General features: G+C 74.7%; 21 protein-coding genes. 9 read left to right on the top strand and 12 right to left on the bottom strand.

The features are described 5' to 3' along the window. Positions 1-65 precede the first annotated feature (65 nt). Positions 66-2,114: a DNA topoisomerase (ATP-hydrolyzing) subunit B gene (gene gyrB, locus ACI79F_RS09390; RefSeq protein WP_456544303.1), complete on the bottom strand. Its 2,049-nt coding sequence runs from the start codon at positions 2,112-2,114 to the stop codon at positions 66-68. A gap of 249 nt (positions 2,115-2,363) precedes the next feature. Beyond that, positions 2,364-3,788: an APC family permease gene (locus ACI79F_RS09395; protein WP_456544304.1), complete on the bottom strand. Its 1,425-nt coding sequence runs from the start codon at positions 3,786-3,788 to the stop codon at positions 2,364-2,366. A gap of 129 nt (positions 3,789-3,917) precedes the next feature. Between ACI79F_RS09395 and ACI79F_RS09400 the strand changes: the two genes are divergently transcribed. After that, positions 3,918-5,459, top strand: a complete 1,542-nt coding sequence (locus ACI79F_RS09400) for an SDR family oxidoreductase (RefSeq protein WP_456544305.1) — start codon at positions 3,918-3,920, stop codon at positions 5,457-5,459. A gap of 133 nt (positions 5,460-5,592) precedes the next feature. Here ACI79F_RS09400 and ACI79F_RS09405 read toward each other — a convergent pair whose 3' ends face one another. The 7 genes from ACI79F_RS09405 to dnaA form a co-directional block, all read right to left on the bottom strand. Continuing rightward, positions 5,593-7,407 (bottom strand): ABC transporter ATP-binding protein, encoded by a 1,815-nt coding sequence (locus ACI79F_RS09405; RefSeq protein ID WP_456544443.1) that lies wholly within the window; start codon positions 7,405-7,407, stop codon positions 5,593-5,595. A gap of 9 nt (positions 7,408-7,416) precedes the next feature. Then, positions 7,417-8,406 carry a hypothetical protein gene (locus ACI79F_RS09410; RefSeq protein WP_456544306.1) on the bottom strand — a complete coding sequence of 330 codons (990 nt, stop codon included), beginning with the start codon at positions 8,404-8,406 and terminating at the stop codon, positions 7,417-7,419. Between the two features lie 81 nt (positions 8,407-8,487). Then, a complete protein-coding gene (locus ACI79F_RS09415) occupies positions 8,488-8,988 on the bottom strand; it encodes a DUF721 domain-containing protein (protein WP_456544307.1) in 501 nt (166 codons plus the stop codon). Beyond that, positions 8,985-10,151, bottom strand: a complete 1,167-nt coding sequence (gene recF / locus ACI79F_RS09420; RefSeq protein WP_456544308.1) for a DNA replication/repair protein RecF — start codon at positions 10,149-10,151, stop codon at positions 8,985-8,987. The genes ACI79F_RS09415 and recF overlap by 4 nt, the downstream gene beginning before the upstream one ends. 87 nt (positions 10,152-10,238) lie before the next feature. Beyond that, positions 10,239-11,174, bottom strand: coding sequence for a phosphogluconate dehydrogenase (NAD(+)-dependent, decarboxylating) (gene gnd, locus ACI79F_RS09425; protein ID WP_456544309.1), 936 nt, complete (start codon positions 11,172-11,174; stop codon positions 10,239-10,241). Between the two features lie 112 nt (positions 11,175-11,286). Continuing rightward, positions 11,287-12,438 carry a DNA polymerase III subunit beta gene (gene dnaN / locus ACI79F_RS09430; protein ID WP_456544310.1) on the bottom strand — a complete coding sequence of 384 codons (1,152 nt, stop codon included), beginning with the start codon at positions 12,436-12,438 and terminating at the stop codon, positions 11,287-11,289. Between the two features lie 959 nt (positions 12,439-13,397). After that, positions 13,398-15,143, bottom strand: coding sequence for a chromosomal replication initiator protein DnaA (gene dnaA, locus ACI79F_RS09435; protein ID WP_456544311.1), 1,746 nt, complete (start codon positions 15,141-15,143; stop codon positions 13,398-13,400). 701 nt (positions 15,144-15,844) lie between these two features. Here dnaA and rpmH point away from each other — a divergent pair. From rpmH to ACI79F_RS09475, 8 genes are all read left to right on the top strand, one after another. Then, positions 15,845-15,982 carry a 50S ribosomal protein L34 gene (gene rpmH, locus ACI79F_RS09440; protein ID WP_089305879.1) on the top strand — a complete coding sequence of 46 codons (138 nt, stop codon included), beginning with the start codon at positions 15,845-15,847 and terminating at the stop codon, positions 15,980-15,982. 1 nt (position 15,983) lies between these two features. Then, the gene (gene rnpA / locus ACI79F_RS09445) at positions 15,984-16,352 is read left to right on the top strand and encodes a ribonuclease P protein component (protein ID WP_456544312.1); all 369 of its coding nucleotides are present in this window, start codon (positions 15,984-15,986) and stop codon (positions 16,350-16,352) included. Beyond that, positions 16,349-16,735: a membrane protein insertion efficiency factor YidD gene (yidD, locus tag ACI79F_RS09450; protein WP_456544313.1), complete on the top strand. Its 387-nt coding sequence runs from the start codon at positions 16,349-16,351 to the stop codon at positions 16,733-16,735. Before rnpA ends, yidD begins: the two co-directional genes overlap by 4 nt. Then, positions 16,728-17,816: a membrane protein insertase YidC gene (gene yidC, locus ACI79F_RS09455; protein ID WP_456544314.1), complete on the top strand. Its 1,089-nt coding sequence runs from the start codon at positions 16,728-16,730 to the stop codon at positions 17,814-17,816. Before yidD ends, yidC begins: the two co-directional genes overlap by 8 nt. Before the next feature lie 81 nt (positions 17,817-17,897). Then, the gene (locus tag ACI79F_RS09460; RefSeq protein ID WP_456544315.1) at positions 17,898-18,485 is read left to right on the top strand and encodes a Jag family protein; all 588 of its coding nucleotides are present in this window, start codon (positions 17,898-17,900) and stop codon (positions 18,483-18,485) included. Beyond that, entirely contained in the window at positions 18,482-19,153 is a 672-nt protein-coding gene (gene rsmG / locus ACI79F_RS09465; protein WP_456544316.1) for a 16S rRNA (guanine(527)-N(7))-methyltransferase RsmG, read from the top strand. Before ACI79F_RS09460 ends, rsmG begins: the two co-directional genes overlap by 4 nt. Positions 19,154-19,244: 91 nt before the next feature. Beyond that, positions 19,245-20,330, top strand: coding sequence for a ParA family protein (locus tag ACI79F_RS09470; protein ID WP_456544317.1), 1,086 nt, complete (start codon positions 19,245-19,247; stop codon positions 20,328-20,330). Beyond that, positions 20,327-21,367, top strand: a complete 1,041-nt coding sequence (locus ACI79F_RS09475; RefSeq protein WP_456544318.1) for a ParB/RepB/Spo0J family partition protein — start codon at positions 20,327-20,329, stop codon at positions 21,365-21,367. The genes ACI79F_RS09470 and ACI79F_RS09475 overlap by 4 nt, the downstream gene beginning before the upstream one ends. Positions 21,368-21,480: 113 nt before the next feature. On the opposite strand, the gene ACI79F_RS09480 is transcribed toward ACI79F_RS09475, so the two are convergent. The 3 genes from ACI79F_RS09480 to ACI79F_RS09490 form a co-directional block, all read right to left on the bottom strand. Next, on the bottom strand, positions 21,481-22,476 hold the full coding sequence (locus ACI79F_RS09480; RefSeq protein ID WP_456544319.1) for a D-alanine--D-alanine ligase family protein: 996 nt from the start codon (positions 22,474-22,476) through the stop codon (positions 21,481-21,483). Beyond that, complete coding sequence (locus ACI79F_RS09485) at positions 22,473-23,882, bottom strand: aminotransferase-like domain-containing protein (protein WP_456544320.1); 1,410 nt, start codon at positions 23,880-23,882, stop codon at positions 22,473-22,475. The genes ACI79F_RS09480 and ACI79F_RS09485 overlap by 4 nt, the downstream gene beginning before the upstream one ends. Before the next feature lie 79 nt (positions 23,883-23,961). Continuing rightward, the gene (locus tag ACI79F_RS09490) at positions 23,962-25,113 is read right to left on the bottom strand and encodes an N-acetylmuramoyl-L-alanine amidase (RefSeq protein WP_456544321.1); all 1,152 of its coding nucleotides are present in this window, start codon (positions 25,111-25,113) and stop codon (positions 23,962-23,964) included. Between the last annotated feature and the right edge of the window lie 87 nt (positions 25,114-25,200).

The following is a 25,200-nucleotide window of genomic DNA, read 5'->3' on the forward strand; positions in this document are numbered from 1 at the left end:
GCCCCGGTCCCCGTGCAGGGGCCCGCCGCGAGCTCGCGAGCGGTGGGGGGCACGGGGGTCCTTCCTCAGATGTCGAGGAAGCGGACGTCCTTGGCGTTGCGGGTGATGAAGCTGCGGCGGGCCTCGACGTCCTCGCCCATGAGGATGCTGAACAGCTCGTCGGCGGCCGCGGCGTCCTCCAGCGTGACCTGGCGCAGGATCCGGGTCTCGGGGTTCATCGTGGTCTCCCACAGCTCGCTGGCGTTCATCTCGCCGAGCCCCTTGAACCGCTGGATCGACTCGTCCTTGATCTTGCGGCCGGCCTCGGCGCCGGCCTTGACCAGGGCGTCGCGCTCCTTGTCGCTGTAGGCGTACTCGTCGCCGACCTTCCCGCCCCACTTGATCTTGTACAGCGGAGGCTTGGCCAGGTAGACGTACTGCCCCTCGACCAGCGGCCGCATGAAGCGGAACAGCAGGGTCAGCAGCAGGGTGCTGATGTGCTGGCCGTCGACGTCGGCGTCCGCCATCAGCACGATCTTGTGGTAGCGGAGCTTGGTGATGTCGAACTCGTCGTGGATGCCGGTGCCGAACGCCGTGATCATCGACTGGACCTCGGTGTTCTTCAGCACCCGGTCGATGCGCGCCTTCTCGACGTTGATGATCTTGCCGCGGATCGGCAGGATCGCCTGGTACATCGAGTCCCGGCCCGACTTCGCCGAGCCGCCGGCCGAGTCGCCCTCGACGATGTAGACCTCGGAGTTGCGCGGGTCGGTGGAGCGGCAGTCGGCCAGCTTGCCGGGCAGGCCGCTGACCGACAGCAGGCTCTTGCGGGCCAGCTTGCGGGCGTCCTGCGCGGCGCGGCGGGCGCGGGCGGCGGACGAGGCCTTGGTGATGATCGTCTTGGCCTCGGTCGGGTTGGCCTCGAACCAGTGGCCGATCTGCTCGTTGCAGACGCGCTGCACGAAGCCCTTGACCTCGGTGTTGCCGAGCTTGGTCTTGGTCTGGCCCTCGAACTGCGGGTCGCCGAGCTTCACCGAGACGATGGCGGCCAGGCCCTCCCGGATGTCGTCGCCGGTGAGCTTCTCGTCCTTCTCCTTGAGCAGCTTCTTCTCGACGGCGTACCGGTTCACGATCGAGGTGAGCGCCGCGCGGAAGCCCTCCTCGTGGGTGCCGCCCTCGTGCGTGTTGATGATGTTGGCGAACGTGTGCACCGACTCGGAGTAGGCGTCCGACCACTGCATCGCGACGTCCAGCGACATGGCGGTGTCGTTCTTGCCGGTGCCCTCGGCCGAGAAGCTGATCACCGAGCGGTGGATCGGCGTCTTGCGGCGGTTGATGTGCGTGACGTAGTCGATCAGGCCGCCGTCGTACCGGTAGGTGATCTCGGTGGGCTCGAACGCCTCGGCCTCGTGCCCGGGGCTCGTCGCCTCCTCGGCGACCGAGACCTCGTCGGAGAGGCCGGTGTCGGCCTTGCCGTGCCCGGGCCGCTCGTCGCGCAGGACGATGGTCAGGCCCTTGTTGAGGAAGGCCATCTCCTGCAGGCGGCGGTTGATCGTGTCGAACGAGTAGTTCGTCGTCTCGAAGATGTCGCCGTCGGCCCAGAAGGTGATCGCGGTGCCGCGCTTCTTCGTGGGGCCGACCCGCTCCAGCGGGCCCGGCTTGGCCCGGTCGTACTCCTGGTGCCACTCGACGCCGTCGTGCGCCCAGACCGTGACCTCCAGCCGGGTGGACAGCGCGTTGACGACCGTGACGCCGACGCCGTGCAGACCGCCGGAGACGCCGTAGCTCTTGCCGTCGAACTTCCCGCCCGCGTGCAGGACGGTCATGATCACCTCGACGGTGGGCCGCTTCTCCACCGGGTGCATGTCGACCGGGATGCCGCGGCCGTTGTCCTCCACGCGGACGCCGCCGTCGGCCAGCAGCGTGACCCTGACCGTGTCGCAGTAGCCGGCCAGCGCCTCGTCGACCGCGTTGTCGACGACCTCCCACACCATGTGGTGCAGGCCGCGCTCACCGGTGGAGCCGATGTACATGCCGGGGCGCTTGCGCACCGCCTCCAGGCCCTCGAGGACCGTGATGGAGGAACCGGAGTAGCCGTTGTCGGTGGTGCTGTCCGTCTTCGGTCGTGCGACCACGTGGGACCCTTCTGTCGCGCAACCGGGGGCCCGGGCGGCCCACTGCCGTGGGGGCCCTCGGGGGCGCAGGGAGGCGCTGAGCCGGTTGCTGGGGGTGTTCGCCCTCCAGAGTACCGGGTCCACCGACAGGAACTCCGCCGTCCACGCCCTCAGCGCGTTCCTGCGCCACTCCCGGCACCTCCGCCACCACCGGGACAGCCCCGGGGGTCGACACGCCGTCCTCGGGCCGCTGGGGCCCTGCGGCCGGGGTCAGTTGCGCGGGCCGTGCGGCGCCTCGCCGCTCAGGTGCGCCGGGTCGAGGTGGGCCGGCGTGCCGCCGCTGCGCCGGTTGACGGCGACGGTCACCAGCCACAGGACGACGCCGATGGCCAGCAGGATCCCGGCGATCCGGTACTGCTCGGCGGCCCGGCCGGAGAACGGCGTCGCCAGGAAACCGCAGGCCAGCGCCCCGACGACGGGCAGGATCGTCGGCGTCCGGAAGTGGTCGGCGTCGACCGGGTCGCGGCGCAGCACCAGCACGGCGACGTTGACGACGGTGAAGACGACCAGCAGCAGCAGCGCCGTCGTCCCGCCGAGGGCGGGGACCTCGCCGACGAACGTGATGAGCCCGAACGCGAGCAGGCTGGTGAACAGGATCGCCGTCCACGGGGTGCGGCGGCCCGGCAGCACCCGGCCGAGCAGCGGCGGGAGCACCCGCTCCCTGGCCAGGCCGTAGACCAGCCGGCTGGCCATCAGCATGTTGATGAGCGCGGTGTTGGCGACGGCGAACATCGTGATGACGCCGAACAGGTCCAGCGGGAAGTCCGGCGCCCCGGCCTCGACCACCCGCAGCAGCGGCGGGGTGTCGGGGTCGCTGAGCTGGTCGGCGGGCACCAGTGCGATCGCCGAGATCGACACCAGCACGTAGATCAGGCCGGTGATCAGCAGCCCGGTGAGCAGCACCTTGGGGAAGATCCGCCGCGGCTCCTTGCACTCCTCGGCCATGTTGACCGAGTCCTCGAAGCCGACCATCGCGAAGAAGGCCAGGCCGGTGGCGGCGATGACGCCGGCGAGCACGCCCTTGTCGCCGGTGTCGAACTCCGTGACCCGGCCGAAGTCGCCGTCCCCGCCGAACAGCGCCCACGCGCCGACGCCGATGACGATGAGCAGACCGGAGAGCTCCACGCAGGTCAGGACGACGTTGCTCTTCACGCTCTCGCCGACGCCGCGCAGGTTCACCGCGGCGACCAGGGCCATGAAGCCCAGCCCGATGAACGTGATGCCCCAGCCGTTGATGTCGACCTCGAACACCTCGGCGGCGTTCTCGCTGAACGCCCGTGCCGCGGTGGAGGCGGAGGTGATCCCGGAGCTCATCACCGCGAACGCCACGAGGAACGTGACGAAGTGGATGCCGAAGGCCTTGTGCGTGTACAGCGCGGCGCCGGCGGCCTGGGGGTACTTGGTGACCAGCTCCAGATAGCTGAACGCCGTGATGAGCGCGACCAGGAACGCGACGAGGAACGGCAGCCACACCACGCCGCCGACCTCGGCGGCGACCGTGCCGGTCAGCGCGTAGATGCCCGTCCCCAGCACGTCGCCGACGATGAACAGGAGGAGCAGGCCCGGGCCCATCACCCGCTTGAGTGCCGGTTGGCCGCTGCCGGTCGTCTCCTCGGTCGCCTGCGTGCTCGCCATCGCCGCCTCCTGCTCGTCTCGGTGCTGGGACGACCGTCGTCGGCCGGACTGCCGGTTCCCGATCATGTGGGCGGCCGCCCGGGCCCGCGAGTCGAGCGGACGCCGTCGCGGGAGCCGACACTCGGGCGCATGGCCGAGATCCCCGCCGCCCCCGCTCCCGAGCCCGCGCCGACGCCGCGGACCTGCCTCGTCACCGGCGCGAGCGGCTACATCGGGGGCCGGCTGGTGCCCGAGCTGCTGGCCGCCGGCCACCGGGTGCGGGTGCTCACCCGCTCCCCGGAGAAGCTGCGCGACCACCCGTGGGCGGGCCGGGTGGAGATCGCCCGCGGGGACGCCGCCGACGCCGGGGCGGTCACCGCCGCGTGCGCGGGGGCCGACGTCGTCTACTACCTGATCCACAGCCTGGGCACCGGCGCGGAGTTCGAGGCGACCGACCGCCGGACGGCGACGGTGATGGCCCGGGCGGCGCGCGAGGCGGGGGTGGGCCGGCTGGTCTACCTCGGCGGCCTCGAGCCGCAGGACGAGGAGCTCTCCCCGCACCTGCGGTCGCGGGCCGAGGTCGCCGAGATCCTGCTGGGCTCCGGCGTGCCGACCGTGGTGCTGCGCGCCGCCGTCGTCCTGGGGTCGGGGTCGGCGTCGTTCGAGATGCTGCGCTACCTCACCGAGCGGCTGCCGGTGATGGTCACCCCGCGCTGGGTGCACAGCCGGATCCAGCCGATCGCCATCCGCGACGTGCTGCGCTACCTGGTCGCCTGCACCGGCCTGCCGCCCGAGGTGCACCGCTGCTTCGACATCGGCGGCCCCGACGTCATGGACTACGCCGAGATGATGCGCCGCTACGCCGAGGTGGCCAGGCTGCCGCGGCGGCGGATCCTGCCGGTGCCGTTCTTCAGCCCGTCGCTGTCCAGCCACTGGGTCGGGCTGATCACCCCGGTGCCGGCGTCGATCGCCCGGCCGCTGGTGGAGTCGCTGCGCAACACCGTCGTCGCCGGCGAGCACGACATCGCGCGGTACGTGCCGGACCCGCCCGAGGGGCTGCTCGGCTTCGACGACGCCGTCCGGCTCGCCGTCCAGCGGATCAAGGACCACCAGGTCGCCACCCGCTGGTCCTCGGCGTCGGTGCCCGGGGCGCCGTCGGACCCGCTGCCCACCGATCCCGACTGGTCCGGCGGCAGCCTCTACCTGGACGAGCGCACCCGCGAGACCGCGGCCTCGCCCGCGGCGCTGTGGCGGGTGGTGGAGGGCATCGGCGGGGAGACCGGCTGGTACTCGTTCCCGCTCGCGTGGGAGGTGCGCGGACTGCTCGACCGGGCGGTGGGCGGGGTCGGGCTGCGGCGCGGCCGGCGGCACCCGACCGACCTCTACGTCGGGGACGCGCTGGACTTCTGGCGGGTGGAGGAGCTCGAGGAGGGCCGGCTGCTGCGGCTGCGCGCCGAGATGCGGGTGCCGGGCCTCGCCTGGCTCGAGTTCCACGTGGAACGAGCCGAGGACGGGCGGACGCGGCTGCGGCAGAAGGCGACGTTCCACCCGCGCGGCCTGGCCGGGCACGCCTACTGGTGGTCGGTCGCGCCGTTCCACGGGTTCGTGTTCGGCAGCATGATCCGCAACATCTGCCGCGCCGCCGAGCACGGCGAGGCCTACCCGGCCCAGCCGGCCGCCGACGCGGCGTGATCGGCGGTCCTCCGGACCGCGCCGTCGTCCTCCCTCACCGCAGCGCGTCCTCCCTCACCCCAGCGCGTCCTCCCTCACCGCACACCGTGAGGGAGGACGCGCCACGATCAGCTGAGCTGATCGTGGCCGCGGCTCAGAGCAGCAGCTGGGCGGCCGCGAGCTCCCGGTAGAGCGAGCTGGTCCCGAGGAGCTCCTCGTGCGTGCCGGAGGCGACCACCCGCCCGCCGTCGAGGACGACGATCGTGTCGCTGTCGAGCACGGTCGACAGCCGGTGCGCGACGACCAGCAGCGCCCGGTCGGCCGCGGCCGCCGCCAGGGTCCGCCGGAGCAGCTCCTCGTTGCGGGCGTCGAGGCTGGCGGTCGGCTCGTCGAGCAGCAGCAGCGCCGGCCGGGCCAGCAGCGAGCGCGCGATCGCCAGCCGCTGCCGCTCGCCGCCGGACAGCAGCACGCCGTCGTCGCCGACCGGCACGTCCAGGCCCCGCGGGGAGCGCTGCACGACGCCGGTGAGGCCCACGTCGGCGAGCACCGCCCACAGCTCCGGCTCCGGGGCGTCGGGCCGGGCCAGCAGCAGGTTGTCGCGGATCGTGCCGGCCAGCACCGGCGCCTCCTGCTCGACGTAGCCGAGCCGGGCCCGCAGCGCCGCCCGCGGCAGGTCGCGGACGTCGGTGCCCGCCCAGCGGATCGCGCCGCCGCCGAGCGGGTAGAAGCCCTCGACGAGCGCCAGCACCGTGGACTTGCCCGCGCCCGAGGGGCCGACCAGCGCCACCCGGGAGCCCGCCGGCACGGTCAGCGACACCCGGTCCAGCACCGGCGTCCCGTCCGGGTAGCCGAACGACACCTCGTCCAGCTCGAGCAGCGGCGTCCCGGCCGGCGGGACCGGCGGGACGGCGACGACGGCGCCGCCCCGCTCGGGACGGGCGTCGTCCTCGGGGTCGAGCGCGAGGACCTCCTGGATCCGGGCCAGCGCCCCCAGCCCGGTCTGCAGCTGGGTGTACGCCGAGATCGCCTGCCCCAGCGGCATGACCAGCAGGAACAGGTAGAGGACGAACGCCACCAGGTCGCCGACGGCGATCGACCCGGACGCCACGCGGTAGCCGCCGAGGCCCAGCACCGCCAGGAACGCGCCCTGGACGGCGATCGAGCCGGCGGGCTGGACCAGCGCCTGCAGGCGGGCGACGGCCACGCCCGCCCGGTAGGCCCGGGTCGCGCCGGCGTCGACGACGGCGACCTCGCGGTCGGTGGCGCCGCTGGCCCGGATCGTGCGGACCGCCGACAGCGCCCGCTCGACCGCGGCGCTCATCGCGCCGACCTCCTCCTGCGCCTGCTGGGACAGCCGGCGCACCCGGCGGCTGGTGGTGACGGCGACGGCGAGGCCGACCGCCACGGCGGCGACGGTGACCAGCAGCAGCCAGACGTCGACCAGCGCCATGGCGACCAGCGCGCCGACCCCGACGACGACCGAGCCGGCCACCTCGACGACGCCGGAGGTGACCGTGGCGCGCAGCAGCGTGGTGTCCGCGCCGACCCGGGACATGAGGTCGCCGGTGCGGCGGCGGTCGTACTCGGCGACCGGCAGCCGCAGCAGCCGGTCGGCGACGGTGCGGCGGGTGGTGAGGACGACGCCCTCGGCCGCCCGCTGCAGCACGTAGGACTGCGCCGCCCCCAGCACCGCGCCGGCGACGAGCACCAGCACGAGCGCGCTCACCACCGGGAGCAGCGCGTCCCCGGCACCGACCGCCGCGATCACCCGGCTCACCAGCGCCGGCTGCGCGAGCGCGGCCGCCGCACCGACCAGCGACAGCCCGGCGGCCAGGGCCAGCGCCCGCCGGTGCGGCCGCAGCAGCGGCAGCAGCTGCCGGAGCCCCGCCGGCGGCCGCTGCGGCGGGGCCGGCTGGGGCTCCGGGGCCGCCGGGGCCGCCGGGGCCGCCGGGGCCGCCTGAGGCTCCAGGGCCGACGCCTAGCCGGCCACGGCGAGCGCGCCGACGACGGCCGCGAGCAGCCGCGCGTGGTGCTCGATCAGCTCGGGCCGATGCCCGTCGGGCCGGATGGCGGCCACGTAGCCGCCGGACATCCCGCCCGCGCCGGCCGGGGCGGACCAGAACTCGTCGCCGTCGTCGCTGCCCAGCAGCAGGCCGCGCACCGTGGCGTCGCCGACGAGCCGGCGCACCAGCGGGCTGTCCTCGCTGCTGAGCAGCACCCAGCGGTCGTCGAACTCGGGGTCGCCGCTGGGGACCGGCAGCAGCCCGCCGGTGCGGTGCTTCCAGAAGCGGGCCGGCGACAGCCGGAAGCCCGGCACCGTGGCCAGCACCGGGGCGGCGGTGATCGCGTACTCCGGCACCACCCGACGCTTGTCGGCGTACACCACGTCGAACGCGACCAGCTCGAGCGGGCCGTAGCGGCCGCGCATCACCCCGGCCGGCCGGTGGTCCCGGGTCAGCCGCGTGGGCGCGGTGGCCAGCAGCACCGCCAGGCCGGCGTCGTCGGGCCCGGTGCCGTCGGAGACCTCCCAGCCGTGCTGCAGCGCCCAGCCCTGCGCGCCGACGGTGTCGCCCTGGTAGGCGAACACCTGCTCGACGTCGCTGGGCCGCCGCGGCCGGCGGGGCCCGAACAGCCCGCCGCCGCGGCCGGGGGCCTCCTGCGGCGGCGCCTGCGGGCCGGCCTGCTCCTGCTGCCAGGGCTCGTACGGGCTCTCCCGCGGCGGCTCGGACCGCCCCTCCCGGGGGCGGGCCGGCTCGGCCGCGGGCAGGTCCCAGCCCGGCGGCTGCCAGCCGGCACCCTCGGCGGGCCGCTCGGCCGGCCGGTCCGGCTCGGCCGGCGGGCCCGCGGGCGGCGGGGCGTCCCCGCCGCGGGGGGCGCCCTCGCCCAGGTGCGCCGGCTCCCGCCAGCCGCTGCCGTCGCGGTCGTCGAAGCCGTCCCGGTCCCGGTCCCGGTCCTGCGGGTCGCTCATCGCCGCGCCCCGGTCGTGCGCCCCGTCGTCGTCTCGCGCGTCATCTCGCCGTCCTCCCGGGCCGCTCCTGGCGGAGCGTCCCTATCCGTACGTGTCGCGGGGGCCCCGGCCGCGGACCGACCGCGGACCCTTCTTCCAGCTCGGGGCCGTCGGTCCGACAACGCGCAACCGGGTGACGACGTCCCCGCCCACGCCCGCGCGCAGCTTCCCCAGGATCGTCGGCGCCAGCAGCCGCAGCTGGGTCGCCCAGGCGGTGGACTCGGCGACCACCAGCAGCTCGCCCTCGCTCAGCGACTCCGGCCGGCAGTGCGCGGCGATGTCCGGGCCGACGAGCGTGTCCCACCGGCCGAAGACCGTGCCGACCCGCGTGTGCGCCGTCCAGTCCTGGTCGCTGACCAGCGAGTCGACCAGCCGGCCCAGCGGCTGCGGGTCGTCGGCGCTGGGGCCGGCCGGGGTCCAGCGCCGCCGGGGGCCGGCGATCCGCCGCCGGGTCGGCTGGGGCCGGGCGGCCGCCGCGGCGCGCGCCGCCTCCAGCGCGGCACGGGCGACGTCGCTCGGCCGGCCCGGTCGCTCCTCGGTCACGGGACCCCCTCCCTGCTCTCGTCGACGACGAACGCCGCGCCGCCGGCGACCTGCACCCGCGTGCCGCGCAGCTCGGCCGGCACGTCGTCGAGCACCGCCGCGGTGATCAGCGTCTGCTCCGCCGACCGGGCGACCTCGGCCAGCGCCGCGCGCCGGTCGGTGTCCAACGTGGCGAACACGTCGTCCAGCACCAGGATCGGCTCCTCGCCGTCGGCCCGGAAGAGCGCGAGGCAGCCGAGCTTGAGCGCGAGCGCCAGCGACCAGGACTCGCCGTGGCTGGCGAAGCCCTTCGCCGGCACCGGGCCCAGCGTGATCACCAGGTCGTCGCGGTGCGGGCCGACCAGCGTCATGCCGCGGTCCACCTCGTCCTGGCGGCGCTCGGCGACGCGCTCGCGCAGGGCGTTGGCCAGCTCGGCGACGTCCGGCAGCGGCGTGCCCGCGGCCATCGGCGTCCCGTCCCCGGCCAGCGGCACGGTGCTGGTGTAGCCGAGCCCGGCCGGCGGGGCGTCGGGGCCGGCGACCTGCGCGTGCGCCGCGGCGACGTGCGGCACGAGGTCGGCGACCAGCCGCAGCCGGGCGGCGAGCAGCTGGCTGCCGAGGTCGACGAGGTGGCCGTCCCAGACGTCGAGGGTCGCCAGCGCCCCGCCGCGCGCCAGCCGGGCGGTCTTGAGCAGCGCGTTGCGCTGCTTGAGCACCCGGTCGTAGTCGCCGCGCACGCCGGCCAGCCGCGGCGTGCGGCTGACGAGCAGGTCGTCGAGGAACCGGCGACGCTCGGCCGGGTCGCCGCGGACCAGCACCAGGTCCTCGGGCGCGAACAGCACCGTCTTGACCAGCCCGAGCAGCTCCCGCGGCCGGGGCAGCGGCGCCCGGTTGACCCGGACCCGGTTGGCCCGGCCGGGGTTGACCTCGATCTCGACGAGCAGCTCGCGGTCCTCCCGGCGCAGCGCCGCCCGGACGACGGCCTGCTCGGCGCCGTGCCGGACCAGCGGGGCATCGGAGCTGACCCGGTGGCTGCTCATGGTCGCCAGGTAGCCGACGGCCTCGACCAGGTTGGTCTTGCCCTCCCCGTTGCGGCCGACGAACACCGTCGGGCCCGGGCGCAGCGCGAGGTCGACCCGCTCCCAGTTGCGGAACGACCCGAGCTGGAGATGCCGGACGTACACGTCAGCCCCGGGTCGAGGGACCGGGACGGCCCCCCTGCAGGGCCCCGCGCCGGGCGTGCGAGGCGTGGGGGGCAGGGGGGTCCTCCCTCATGCGGGCCGCTCGACCTCCTGGGCCCGCACCGCCTGCACCGCGTGCCCGCCGAACTGGTTCCGCAGCGCGGCGACGGCCTTCATCGTCGGCGAGTCCTCCTGCCGGGAGGAGAAGCGGGCGAACAGCGAGGCGGCGATGGTCGGCATGGGGACGGCGTTCTCGATGGCCTGCTCCACGGTCCAGCGGCCCTCGCCGGAGTCCTCCGCGTAGCCGCGGATCCGGTCCAGGCGCGGGTCCTCCTCCAGCGCGCGGACCAGCAGGTCCAGCAGCCACGACCGGATGACGGTGCCCTGCGTCCAGGACTTGATGACGCCGGGGACGTCCTCGATCAGGTCCACGGCCTCGAGCAGCTCGTAGCCCTCGCCGTACGCCTGCATCAGCGCGTACTCGATGCCGTTGTGGACCATCTTGCTGAAGTGCCCGGCGCCGACCGGCCCCGCGTGCACGAAGCCCGCGTCGCCCGGCAGCTCCTGGCCGGACTCGTCCGTGGGGGACGGAGGCTTCAGCGCGTCGAACACCGGCTGGACCTTGGCGACGTCGTCCTTGGTGCCGCCGACCATGAGCGCGTAGCCGTTCTCCAGGCCCCACACCCCGCCGGAGACGCCGGCGTCGATGTAGCCGACGCCCTTCTCGCGGCACATCACGTCGTGCACCTGGTCGTCGGTGTACTTCGAGTTGCCGCCGTCGACGATGACGTCGCCGGCCTCGAGCAGGTCGACCAGCGCCTTGACCGTCGACCGCGTCGCGTCGCCCGCGGGCACCATCACCCAGACCACCCGCGGGGCCTGGAGTGCGCCGACGAGCTCCTCGAGGCTCGTCACGTCCCGCTTGTCCGAGTGCCGGTCGTACCCGACGACCTCGTGCCCGGCCCGGCGGAGGCGCTCCGCCATGTTGCCGCCCATCTTGCCCAGCCCAACAAGCCCCAGCTGCACGGCTGCTGTCCTCACTCTCGCGTCGAAGGCCCTCCCGCCCCCACCACGCGCGGCGGGGCCGGCGCAGGACGGCCGCTCACGGCCCGCATCAGCGGGGGCCGGGCTCCATCCTTCAGCCTGGCAGGCGAACCGGCATGATCAGGTAGCGGTACTCGGCGCCCTTCTCGGCGGCCCGGGCCGCGGGCTCCTCGTCGTCGGCGGCCGGCTCGGCCACGCCGGAGAGCACGGCGGGCTTGAGCGGGCTGGTGAAGTCCATCCGCGCGCGTGAGGTGTGCACCGCCGCCAGCCCGTCGAGCAGGAACGAGGGGTTGAAGCCGATCGTCAGCGGCTCGCCCTCGAACTCGACGTCGCAGCGCTCCTCGGCCTGACCCTCGTCGTCGGTGCCGCCGGCGCGCAGCGTGACCTGGCCGGGGGTGAACTCGCAGCGCAGCGGCGTGCCCCGCTCGGCGACCAGCGCGACGCGCTTCGCGGCGTCGGTGAACAGGCCGACCGGCAGCGTGGCGTGGGCGTGCGACTCGCTGGGCATGATCGCGCGGTACTTGACGAACTCGGCGTCGAGCAGGCGGGTCGTGGTCTGCCGGTCCTTGCCGGACAGGCCGAGGATGCCCTCGCCGGCCCCGCTCGAGGACAGCGAGACGACGATCTCCGGCCCGCTGGTCAGGGTCTTGGCGGCGTCGGCGAGCGTGCGGGCCGGCACCAGGACGGCGGCGGACAGGCCCGGGGTCTCCGGCCGCCAGGTGAACTCGCGGACCGCGAGCCGGTAGCGGTCGGTCGCGGCCAGCGTCACCCGGTCGCCGTCGATCTCGAGCCGGACGCCGGTGAGCATCGGGAGGGTGTCGTCGCGGCCGGCGGCGACGGCGACCTGCCCGACCGCCTCGGCGAAGACGTCGCTCTCCACCACGCCGGCCGCCGAGGGCATGGACGGCAGGGAGGGGTAGTCCTCCACCGGCAGCGTCGGCAGGCTGAACCGGGCGTTGCCACAGGTGATCGCCAGCCGCGGCCCCTCGGCCCGGACGTCGACCGGGTGCGGCGGCAGCGCCCGGGTGATCTCGGCGAGCAGCCGGCCGGGGACGAGCGTGCGCCCGCTCTCGCTGGCCTGGACGTCGACCTCCGCGCGGGCGGACACCTCGTAGTCGAAGCCCGAGACCGACAGCTGGCTGCCGTCCACCTCCAGCAGGATCCCGGCGAGCACCGGCACCGACGGCCGGGGCGGCAGGCTGCGTGCCGTCCACGCGACGGCATCGGAGAGGACCTCACGCGCCACCCGGAACTCCATGACCCTGACCCACCCCTGCTCGTCGTCCACTGTGGTGCCACCGCGGCGACCGGCGGGAGCCGGACGGCGGTGCGGTCCCCCATCGTGCCGTGCGTACCGGGTCGGGGGGAAACCGCTGTCCCGCGATCGTGGATCGGTGGGAACCGTCGGACCCCTCTGGTCTCCTCCTGTGCAGGTGCTCCTGGACGGCCCGCGAGGCCCTGCCAGCGGGCCGTCCCCACCCAGAGTGTGGTTCGAGAACTCCTCGAGATAACTCCCTCATCCTCGTCATCACTGGTGTGGAACCTGGGGATCGAGGCCGTCCGCGCAGGTCAGCGCCGAAGTCGACATGTGGGCCCGCTGTGCGCGGTGACTGCACAGCCGATGTCGACACGTGGACAACGAGCGGGTTGTCAACCGTCCCCCGTCCTCGTCCACGACCTGTCCCCCTGCTGCCCACGGTCCGTCCCCAGCCATCCCCCCAGCCCGTCGCCCGGGGCGTGGACCGCGGCCGTCGCCGAGGTGACGCGGGGATGACGAAGCCGCTGGTCAACAGGCTTTTCCACCCCGGTGGACAGACCCGGCCGCCGCCGCGGCCGGCGTCACCCGGACGGGTGCCCCGCGACCGTCCCCGTCCCGGATTCCCCAACCTGTGCACATCCCTGGGGACAACTGATCGACGAGTCGACCGAGGTCACCGCCCCGCGCCCGCCGATGACCGCCTCCGGCGCGGCCGACGACCGCACAGCCGCGTCCCCAGACCTGTGGAGAAGTGGGGGAGCCACGACATCGCGGTCCTCCGGACCGCACCGCGGCCACGTGCCGTCCCGGCCGCCGATGAGCCGCTGCCCGTGTCCCGCTCGGGAGGTCCTCCGGACCCCCGCGACCGGTCCACCCCGGCTACGCGGACCCGTCCCGTCGCGGCGGTGTCGTGCCGTGTTCCTGATCCCCGGGGAGCGGATCTCGACTCAGGATCGGGCGCGGCTCTTGATGCGCGCGGTCAGCTCCGTGACCTGCGTGTACGTCGCCCGTCGCTCGCTCATCAGGTTGGTGATCTTCTTGACGGCGTGCATGACCGTGGTGTGGTCCTTGCCGCCGAAGGAGGCGCCGATCCGCGGTAGCGACAGCTCGGTCAGCTCGCGGCACAGGTACATGGCGATCTGCCGGGCGTTGACCAGCGTGCGGCTGCGGTTGGAGCCCTGCAGCTCCTCCATCGTCACGGAGAAGTACTCCGCGGTCGCGGCCATGATGATCGCCGCGGTGATCTGCGGGCCCTGCTCGTCGCTGATCAGGTCCTTGAGCACCAGCTCGGCCAGGGGCAGGTCGACCTGCTGCTTGTTGAGGCTGGCGAACGCGGTGACCCGGATCAGCGCGCCCTCGAGCTCGCGGATGTTGGTCTGCACCTTGCTGGCGATGAACTCCAGCACGGGGTCGGGGACCTGCAGCCGCTCGCCGTAGGCCTTCTTCCGCAGGATCGCGATGCGGGTCTCCAGGTCGGGGGCCTGGACGTCGGTGATGAGGCCCCACTCGAACCGGGTCCGCAGCCGGTCCTCCAGCGTCGTCAGCTTCTTCGGCGCCCGGTCGGAGGTGATGACGATCTGCTTGCTGGCGTTGTGCAGCGTGTTGAACGTGTGGAAGAACTCCTCCTGCGTGCGCTCGGCCCGCTCGAGGAACTGGATGTCGTCGATCAGCAGGAAGTCGATGTCCCGGAACCGGCGGCGGAACTCCTCGGCCCGGCCGGAGTGCACCAGGTTGATGAACTCGTTGGTGAACTCCTCGGTGCTGACGTAGCGCACCCGCACGTTGGGGAACATCCGGGCCGCGTAGTGCCCGATCGCGTGCAGCAGGTGGGTCTTGCCCAGGCCGGAGTCGCCGTAGATGAACAGCGGGTTGTAGGCGCGGGCCGGCGCCTCGGCCACGGCGACGGCCGCGGCGTGGGCGAACCGGTTGCTGTTGCCGATGACGAAGCTGTCGAAGACGTACTTGGGGTTCAGGCCCGGGTCCGAGCCGGTGGCCCGCCGGTCCCCGCCGAACAGCGCGACCGCCTCGCCGCCGCCCCGTCCGGCGCGCTGCGCGGGGGACGCGGCCTCGGCGGCCCCGTCCGCCCCGGCCGGCTCGTCGAACTCGAAGGGGAGGACGGCGGCCTCGTCACCGCCGCCCCAGTCCCGCTCGGCCGCGCGCCGGCGCCGCGCCGGGGGCCGGCTCGGCGGGCGCTCGACGGCCGGGGCCGCCGGCTCGCGGTCCCAGGCCGGCGGCGCCTCGTCCCGGTCCCACGCGGGCGCCGGTTCCCGCTCCCAGGCCGGCGGCGCGTCGGCGCGCACGCCGAACGCGCTGCGCCCGTCGTCGTCGCGGTCGCGGGACTGCTGGTCCTCCTCCAGCCGCGAGGCCTCGGCGGCGGCCCACGGCCGCCGGGTGGGGACCTCCTCGGGCTCGGGGTCGCGCCCGCTGTCGGCGGGGGCGTCCTCCAGCTGGACGGCGACCCGGATGTCGCGGCCGAGCTGCTCGGACAGCGCCTCGGCCAGGACCCGGCGCATGCGGGACTCGAGCACCGCCTGGGTGAACCCGTTGGGCGCGGCCAGCACCATCGTGTTGTCGAACAGCCCCAGCGGCCGGGTCAGGTTGAGCATCGCGTTCTGCTGGGGGGACAGGCTCGCGGCCAGTCGCCCGCGGATCTGGTCCCAGACCGTGGCCAGGTCCACCGTGGCATCGGCCATGGCCGTGTCCTCCTCCAGCTGTGTCGTCCCCGTGTGCCGCTCCTCCGCGGCCCGGTCCCCCGGCGATGCGGCACCGGCGTGCCGCCTCCCGGGAACGGAAGACCCACCCTGCCCTGCCGGTCCGGGGTGTGGACATCTGGACACAACGGTTCCACACCGGTGTCCACAGGCTGTGCACGACCGGCAGCGGACGGCGACCCGGTCGCCGGAGTCGCCTCCGGGGACAGGGATCCCCGCTGGTCAGGGCTGAGAAGAGGGGTGGGCGGACGGGTGCGGCGATCGACGGGCCGAGGTGTCGGCCCTGCGGCCGGACCGGTCGGACCGGGCCGGAGCGACGGCGACGCTAACAGCCGTGTCCACAGGCGGGCAACGACCGTCGGGCGGTTCCCCGGCGCGTCGCAGGGCGTGTCGCCCCGCGGTGTCCGGCGCGTCGTCGCCGTCCGCACCGGGGTGTGGGGGACCATGGTCAGTCGGGGTCGAACCGGCCGCCCGGCCGGTCGCCGTCCTCGGTTATGCTGGTCCGAGTCCGTGGCACGTCCGCGGCACCTCGGCGCGCCCTCGCGCCGGGAGTGCCCGTGGGCCACCGCGGTCGACCAGCTTCCGGGGCACCCGGAGCGGCCGAGCGCCGCGCCGGTGTCGCCCCGCGCGTGCCCGCCCGCCGGCGGGTGTGCACCGTCGATGTCGTGTAGTGGGAGTACTCCGTGAGCAAGCGCACGTTCCAGCCGAACAACCGTCGTCGGTCCAAGACCCACGGCTTCCGGCTGCGGATGCGCACCCGCGCGGGCCGGGCGATCATCGCCGGCCGTCGGCGCAAGGGTCGCGAGAAGCTCTCCGCCTGAGGTGTTGCCCGCGCAGGCACGCCTGCGCCGGCGTCCGGAGTTCACCGCGGTCGTCCGGTCGGGCCGGCGTGCCGGGCGGCCGACCATGGTGCTCCACCTGCTCCCGGAACGCCCGGAGCCGGCGCCCGAGGGGGCCGGCCCCCGGGCGGGTTTCGTCGTGGGCCGGGCCGTCGGCAACTCGGTGGTCCGCCACCGGGTGACCCGCCGGCTGCGCGCCGTCGTCCGCGAGGAGCTGCACCGGGTGCCGCCGACGGCCGACCTCGTCGTCCGGGCCCGCCCGGAGGCCGCCGAGGCCTCCTCGCAGCGGCTGCGGGCCGACCTCGTCGCCGGCCTCGACCGGGTCCTGGACCCGCGGGACCGCCGCCGATGACGCCGCCCCGCCGGGGGTGGGCCGCGCGCGCCCTGCTGGCCGCCGTCGGCTTCTACTCCCGGGCAATCAGCCCGGCCCTCCCGCCGCGCTGCCGCTTCGCGCCGACCTGCAGCGCCTACGCGGCCGAGGCGATCGCCGTGCACGGCGCCGCCCGCGGCAGCTGGCTCGCGCTGCGGCGGTTGCTGAAGTGCGCCCCCTGGCACCCCGGCGGTTTCGACCCCGTGCCCCCGCGGCGCGGCGGCGGAACCCCCGACGACCACCGGTCGTCGGGCAGTGCGGTGCCCGTCCCGGCGCCCGCCGCCGGACCCGACCGGTCGCGCCGCGACCCGACGTCCCCGCCGGCCCCGGGCCGGTCAGCGCAGCAGGAGGCCCGCGTTGCTTGACTGGCTGTACACCGCGATCGCGTGGGTGATGAAGCAGTGGCACGCACTGTTCTCCACGTTCCTCGACCCGGCGGCGGGCATCACCTGGGCCCTGTCGATCGTGATGCTCGTCGTCACGGTCCGGGTCCTGCTCTTCCGCCTGTTCGTCCGGCAGGTGAAGAGCCAGCGGGCCATGCAGGAGATCCAGCCGGAGATCCAGAAGCTGCGCAAGCAGTACGGGTCGGACCGGCAGGGCTTCAGCGAGGCCATGATGAAGCTCCAGAAGGAGCGTGGCGTCAACCCGCTGGCCGGCTGCCTGCCGATCCTGCCGCAGATCCCGATCTTCCTGTCGCTGTTCCACGTGCTGCGCCGGCTCCGGCCGGGTGCCGAGGGGCTCTACAGCTGGAGCGACGAGCTCACCGACCAGGCCGCGAAGGCCGAGCTGTTCGGGGCGCCCATCTCCTCCTCGTTCAACATGTCGGGCGAGAAGGCCGACGCCCTGCTGGCGCTGCCCGGCGTCACGATGCTCAACATCAGGATCGTCGCGCTGACCCTGATGGTGATCATGTGCGCGACGACCTTCTTCACCCAGAAGCAGATCATGCGGCGCTCCGGCCCGGTCGAGGGCCAGGCCGCCATGGTGCAGAAGCTGCTGCTCTACGGGATGCCGATCAGCCTCTTCGTCACCGGCTTCTTCTTCCCCATCGGCGTGCTCCTGTACTGGTTCACCAACAACCTGTGGACCCTGGGCCAGCAGTTCTACATCCTGCGCAAGCTGCCCCCGCCGAACTCCCCGGCCGCGCTGGCCAAGAAGGCCGCGGAGAAGCCGGCCATCGACCCGAAGGCGCTGGCGCCCAAGCCCGGCGCCAAGCCGGTCCGCGGCAAGGGCGGCCGGCCGGCCGCTCCGCCGGCCGCGCCCGCGGCACCCGGCGGCACGGGTGACGGAGCCGCACCCCCGGCCGGCGCGAACGGCGCATCGGGCGCCGCGAACGGCGCGTCCGGTGCGTCCGGTGCGTCCGGCGCCGCCGCCGGCGGGACGGGCAACCGGTCCGGCGGCGGGAGCACCACGCCGGCCAACCGGGGCAAGCGCAAGCGCCGCTGAGCCGCCCGCGCCGGCCCTCCGCCGGCGCACCCAGACCACCGGGGACGCCCCGGCCGCCTGCACCCACAGGGAGGAACCTCCATGAGCGCCCCCAACTCCTCGGCGACGGACACCGCCGGCCCCGTCGACGCCGAGCTGCCCGACCCGGGTCCCGCGGACGCCGACGCGCTGGTCGAGCCCGCGGACACCGACGACGCCGGGAACGGAGACGACCTGCTGGTCCGCGAGGGCGACGTCGCCGGGGACTACCTCGAGCGGCTCCTCGACATCCTCGACGTCGACGGGGACATCGACCTCGACGTCGAGGGCGACCGGGCCTCGGTCGCCATCGTCGGCGGCCAGCTCGACGACCTGATCGGCGCCGACGGCGCCGTCCTCGAGGCGCTGCAGGAGCTCACCCGGCTCGCGGTCGCCCAGTCCACGGGCGTGCGCAGCCGGCTGATGCTGGACGTCGGCGGGTACCGGGCCAAGCGCCGGGCCGACCTGACCAGCCTGGCGGCGGACACCGCGGCCCGCGTGGCGCAGAGCCGGCAGCCGGAGCGGCTCGCGCCGATGAACCCCTTCGAGCGCAAGGTCGTGCACGACGTCGTGGCCGGTGTGGCGGGTGTGCACAGCGAGTCGGAGGGCGAGGAGCCCAACCGCCGGGTCGTGGTCCTGCCGGACCGGTGAGCGAGGCACCGCACGCCACTCCCGCCCCGGCGGCCCCCCCCGCGGCGCCGCGGCTGGCGACCGAGGTGTTCGGCGAGGCCCTGCCGCGGGCGGAGGCCTACGTGGCCCGGCTGGCCGGCGACGGGGTGACCCGCGGGCTGATCGGGCCGCGCGAGGTGCCCCGGCTGTGGGAGCGGCACGTCCTCAACAGCGCGGCGGTCGCCGAGGCGGTGCCGCCCGGGGCGCGGGTGGTCGACGTCGGCAGCGGCGCGGGCCTGCCCGGCATCCCGCTCGGCCTGGCCCGGCCCGACGTCACCCTGACCCTGGTCGAGCCGATGGCGCGCCGGGTGGACTTCCTCACCGAGGCCGTGGCCGAGTTGGGGACGGGCTGGCGGGTGGTCCGCGGCCGGGCGGAGGAGCGGTCGGTGATCGCCGCCGTCGGCCCCGTCGACGTGGTGACCGCCCGGGCCGTCGCGCCGCTGCCCCGGCTGGTCGCCTGGTGCCGCGGCCTGCTGCGGCCGGGGGCCTCCCTGGTGGCCCTCGTCGGCGCCCGCGCGCTGGAGGACCTGCCGGGGATGGTGCCCGACCTCGAGGCCGCGGGCATGCGCGACGTCCACCCGCGGGCCGTCGGCGCGGAGTGGGGGGACGCTGCCACTACCGTGGTGGTGATGACGCGCGGGCGACGGTGACGTCGGCTGCGGAGACCCACCGTTCCACGTGGAACCCGGAGCGTGAGGACACGCGTGTTCCACGTGGAACGGAACGCAGGAAGGACCCGTGATGAGTGACCCGGGCCAGCGGCTGCGGAGCAGTCTCGCCGCCGACAAGGCGGCCATGGCCCAGTTCTCCGCGTCGGGCGAGGAGTTCGACAGCCCGATCGCGATGGAGGCGCTGCGCGCGACCCGCGTGCTGCACGCGGCGAACCAGGACCCCTTCCCCCGGCCCGGCCGGATCCGGGTCATCACGATCGCCAACCAGAAGGGCGGCGTCGGCAAGACGACGTCCACGGTGAACCTCGGGGTGGCCCTGGCGCTGTACGGCCTCCGGGTGCTGGTGATCGACCTGGACCCGCAGGGCAACGCGAGCACCGCCCTGGGCGTCGAGCACACGGTCGGGACGCCGTCCATCTACGACGCGCTCGTCGGCGACCGGGAGCTGGCCGAGGTGGTCCACCCCACGTCGGCCAGCCCGAAGCTGCGCTGCGTGCCGGCGACCATCGACCTGGCCGGCGCGGAGATCGAGCTGGTGTCCGTGGTCGCCCGCGAGTACCGGCTGCGCCGCTCGATCGAGGGCTACCTGCAGTCCCTGCCCGAGGAGGAGCGGCCGGACTACGTCCTCGTCGACTGCCCGCCGTCCCTCGGCCTGCTGACGCTGAACGCGCTCGTGGCCGGCGACGAGGTGCTCATCCCCATCCAGTGCGAGTACTACGCGCTGGAGGGCCTGGGGCAGCTGCTCAACAACATCGAGCTGGTGCGCGCGCACCTCAACCCGGGGATCTCGGTGCGCACCATCCTGCTGACCATGTACGACGCGCGGACCAAGCTCGCCGACCAGGTCGCCGACGAGGTGCGCAGCCACTTCGGTGACCTCGTCCTCACCACCGTCATCCCCCGCAACGTGCGTGTCAGCGAGGCGCCGGGATACGGGCAGTCCGTGCTCACCTACGACCCGGGGTCCCGCGGGTCGACCAGCTACGTGGACGCCGCCCGGGAGCTCGCCGAGCGCGGCGTCTCGATGACGCCCCAGGCGGACGACCGGCCGGCCGGCGCCTCCGGCGCCTATCCCCCGCCGCTGCCGCCCCGCGCCTTCCCCGACACCGATGCGGCCACCGTGCCGGCCCCGTCCTCCGAGGAGTCCCCCCGATGAACAAGCGTGGCGGTCTGGGCCGGGGTCTCGCGGCGCTCATCCCGACCAGCGCCCCGCCGGTCGAGCAGCCGACGCTGCCCGGCGGGGAGGAGCCGCCCGCCGCCGGGGCGGCCGAGACGCCCCCGGTCCAGCTGCTGCCCAAGGCCGCCCAGGCCGCGGACAGCGTGGCGGAGACCGTCGCCCGTCAGGTCGAGGAGACCGTCGGCGTCCCCGGCGCGCAGCTGCGCGAGGTGGCGGTCGGCGACGTCGTCCCCAACCCCAAGCAGCCGCGGCAGGTCTTCGACGACGAGGCCCTGGAGGAGCTCACCCACTCGGTCCGCGAGTTCGGGCTGCTGCAGCCGATCGTCGTCCGCGAGCGCACCCTGGACGACGGGCGGGTCGGTTACGAGCTCATCATGGGCGAGCGCCGGCTGCGCGCGGCCCGCGCCGCCGAGCTGGAGACCGTGCCGGCGATCGTCCGGGACACCGAGGACGACGCCCTGCTCCGGGACGCCCTGCTGGAGAACATCCACCGGGTCCAGCTCAACCCGCTGGAGGAGGCCGCCGCCTACCAGCAGCTGCTGGAGGAGTTCGGCGCCACCCACGAGGAGCTGGCGCAGCGGATCGGGCGCAGCCGCTCGCAGGTCACCAACACGATCCGGCTGCTCAAGCTGCCGGTGAAGGTGCAGACCCGCGTCGCGGCCGGGGTCATCTCCGCCGGGCACGCCCGGGCGCTGCTCGGCCTGGCCGACGCCGACGCGCAGGAGGCGCTGGCCACCCGGATCGTCGCCGAGGGCCTGTCGGTGCGGGCGACGGAGGAGGCGGTCGCGATGGCCGCCGCCGAGCAGCCGGCCGCCACCCGGGGGGCCCGCCGGATCATGGCGCCCGGGGTGGAGGACCTCGCCAGCCGGCTCTCCGACGCCTTCGAGACGAAGGTGAAGATCCAGATCGGCCGGGCCAAGGGGCGCATCGTCGTCGAGTTCGGCTCGGTCGACGACCTCCAGCGCATCATCGGTCACATGGCGCCGGACATCACGGGCCGCCGCACCGACTCCTGACTCCCGGACGCGGACAGGCCCGGGATTCCGTCACAGCGGAATCCCGGGCCTTCTGGGCCCCCTGCAGGGTCCCGCCGCGAGCTCGCGAGTGGCGGGGGGCAGGGGGTCCTCGTTCAGCGGGCGGTCTGCGCCCGGCGGGTGAGCAGCGCGGCGAGCAGCTCCCCCAGGTCGTGGCCGGCGGCCTCGACGGCCATCGGGAACATCGACGTCTCGGTCAGCCCCGGGGAGACGTTCACCTCGAGGAAGTGGACCTCGCCGTCGGCGTCGACGATCGCGTCGGTGCGCGACAGGTCGGCCAGGCCGAGCTCGCGGTGCACGGTGACGGCGAGGTCGGCGGCGCGGGCCGCGACGTCGTCCGGGATGCGGGCCGGGGTGTGGTACTCGGTCAGCCCCGGGGTGTAGCGCGCGGTGTAGTCGAAGACGCCGGACGCCGGCGCCAGCTCGACCGCCGGCAGCGCCCGCGGCCCCTCGCCGGTGTCGACGACGGAGATCGCCAGCTCGGTGCCCTCGACGAACCGCTCCACCATGACCGTGTCGCCGTAGGCGAAGCAGCTGACCATGGCGGCGGGCAGGTCCTCGACGCGGCCGACCTTCTGCACGCCCAGCGCCGACCCGCCCGAGGCCGGCTTCACCATGAGCGGCAGGCCCAGGCGCGCCACGATCAGGTCGAGGACGGCGCCGGCCCCCAGCTCCCGGAAGGTGCTGTGCGGCAGGGCCACCCAGTCCGGCGTCGTCGCCCCGGCGCTGCGCACCACCGACTTGGCGGCGGGCTTGTCCCAGGCCAGCCGGCAGGCGGCGGCGGGCGAGCCGACGTAGGGGACGCCGGCCAGGTCCAGCACCGCGCGCAGCGAGCCGTCCTCGCCGGTGGCCCCGTGCAGCGCGATGAACACCGCGTCGGCCGGTGCCGCGGCGAGGCCCGGCAGCAGCTCGGCGTCGGCGTCGCGCAGCTCGGCGTCGACGCCGGCGCGGGTGAGCTCCTCGGCGACCTGGGTGCCGGAGGAGAGGCTGACCTCCCGCTCGAAGGTCAGGCCGCCGGCCAGCACGACGACCCGCAGCGGGTCGGGCGCGGCGGCGGGGTCCGCGGTGGGGGCTGCGGTGGGTTCGGTCATGCTCGGCCGTCCTCGAAGCGGTTGCCGTTGGCGGGGCCGACGATGTTCTCGGCCTCGTGCCCGGGGACGGGCCGGGTCACGGCGCGGAAGGCGCCGGTGTCGACGGAGTCGAAGGTGGAGTGCAGGTCCAGCTCGGCCTCGATGACGCGGGCCAGGCGGCGCACGCCCTCGCGGATCTGGTCGGGCTCGGGGTAGCAGTAGGACAGCCGCATGTACTCGCGGCCGCCGCCGTCGGCGTAGAAGCCGATGCCCGGCACGTAGGCGACGTGCGCGTTCACCGCGCGCGGCTGCATGAGCTTGGCGTCCAGGCCGTGCGGCAGCTTCAGCCACACGTAGAAGCCGCCGTCGGGGCGCGTCCACGTCGTCCCCGCCGGCATGAGCGCGGCCAGCGACTCCAGGGTGGCGTCGCGGCGCTCGCGGTAGAGCTCGGTGAACAGCTTGATCTGCTCCCGCCACGGCTGGGTGTCCAGGTACCGGGCGACCGCGTACTGGGTGAGCGACGGCGGGCAGAGCACCTGCGCCTCGGTGGCGAGGACGAGCTTCTCCCGGACGGCGAGCGGCGCCAGCACCCAGCCGACCCGCAGGCCCGGGGAGAAGGTCTTGGAGAACGAGCCCAGGTACACGACCCGGGAGGCGTTGCGCGCCCGCAGCGCCCGCATCGGCTCGCGGTCGAACCCGAGCAGGCCGTACGGGTTGTCCTCGACGACCAGCAGGTCGTACCGGTCGGCGATGGCCATGATCTGCTCGCGCCGCGGCTCGGACAGCGTCACGCCGGCCGGGTTGTGGTAGTTCGGCACCGTGTAGAGGAACTTCACCCGGTCGCCGTTGGCCCGGCACTCGAGCAGCGCCTGCTCCAGCGCCTCGGGGATGAGGCCGTCGTCGTCCATCGGGACGTGCCGCACCCGCGCCTCGGCCGCCTGGAAGACGCCGAGCGCGCCGACGTAGGAGGGCCCCTCGGCGAGGACGACGTCGCCCGGGTCGCAGAACACCCGGGTGACCAGGTCCAGCCCCTGCTGGGAGCCGACGGTCACCACGACCTCGCTGGGCGAGGCGTCGGTGATGCCCTCGAGCGCCATCACGTCGCAGATGCGCTCGCGCAGCCGCGGGTCGCCCTGGCCGGAGCCGTACTGGAGGGTCTGCGCGCCCATGCCGCTGACCAGGTCGCCGATCATCGAGCCGACCGCGTCCAGGGGCAGTGCGGTCACCGCGGGCATGCCGCCGGCCAGCGAGACCACCTCGGGCCGGGAGACGACGGAGAAGAGCGCGCGGATCTCCGAGGTCTTCATGCCGTGCGTGCGCGCGGCGTACCGGTCTGCGAGGGGGTCCAGCCGCGGGTGCCGGGGGGTGATGTGCGAGTGCGCGTTCGCGCCGGGGCCCGGGGGCACACCGGGCGGGAGAGTGGCCACCCGTCGAGTGTAGGGACGGCGTCCCGCCGGTTTCCGCGACACGTCGGACTGTGACGGAAGGGTCCGGAGAGGGCGAGCGTCACACCCTCTGGGGCAGGACGAACGTGCCGGTGGGCGGGTCGGCCTCGGCGGGGAGGAACAGCCGCTGGACGGCGGCGAGGACGGCGGAGGCCACCGTGCCGCGCAGCCGGGCGTCGAGCAGCAGCAGCCGGTCGACCTCGTGGGAGAGGTAGCCGCAGTCCAGGCGCACCGCGGGCATCCGGGTCATCCGCAGCAGGTCCCACGTCTTCGGGTAGCCGCCGAGGTCGATCAGGCCGGTGCGCGCCACGACCTCGCGGCGGGCCAGGTGGGCGAACTGCTCCCCCACCGTCGAGGACGCCCCGGAGCCGGTGCCGTAGTAGTAGCTGGCGACCCCGCGGGCGTGCTCGGAGCTGTGCGCGTCCATGTGCAGCGAGATGAACAGGTCGGCCCGGGCGTCGTTGGCGAAGGTCGTCCGCTCGGCCGCCGTCGGGTTCTGGTCGCGGCCGCGGGTCAGGTAGACGGTGGCGCCGGCGGCGGCGAGGCTCCCCTCGATCCGGGAGGCCAGGTCGAGCACCAGGTCGGCCTCGGTGGTCTCCCCCGCGGTGAACCCGGTCTCCGCCCCGCCGTGGCCCGGGTCGACGACGATGACGCGGCCGATGAGGTGCGGCCCGCTCGCCACCATCGACGCGCTCTGCCGCAGCAGCTGCGGGCGCCCGCCGGTGACCTTGCGGCCGAGCTGGCGCAGCGCGCGCAGGGTGGCCGGCCCGCAGGTGCCGTCGGCGGTGAGCCCGTAGTCGCGCTGGAAGGCGCGCAGCCCGGCCTCGGTCTCCGGGCCGAGGATGCCGTCGGCGCGGCCGGCGTCGTAGCCGAGCTCGAGCAGCCGCTCCTGCAGGTTGGTGACGTCGTCGCCGCGCATGGGGCGCTCGGGGTCGTGGTGCAGCAGGCGGTCGCCCAGGGACCACCGCGCCTCCGACAGCGCCCGGTAGGTCTCCTCGCCGACGTGGCCGTCGACGCTCAGCCCGCGGATCTGCTGGAAGTGCCGGACGGCGAGCTCGGTGGCCTCGTCGTAGGCCGCGTCCGCGCCGGGCTCGCCGTCGTCGGCGGTCGCCGGCCCGAGCAGGCCGAGGCTGCGCAGTGCGGCGCGGACGTCGGCGACCGCGGCGCCGCGGTCACCGGGACGGAGGGGGTACATGCCGTTCTCGCTCGCCATCGTCTCCGATTGTGGTCCCCGCCCGGGCCGGGGGCCCGTCGGGGTGCCCGCCGCCGCCCCGGACGCGTCAGGGCCCACCCGGCCGGG

This window comes from Blastococcus sp. SYSU D00868 (genome assembly GCF_054050575.1).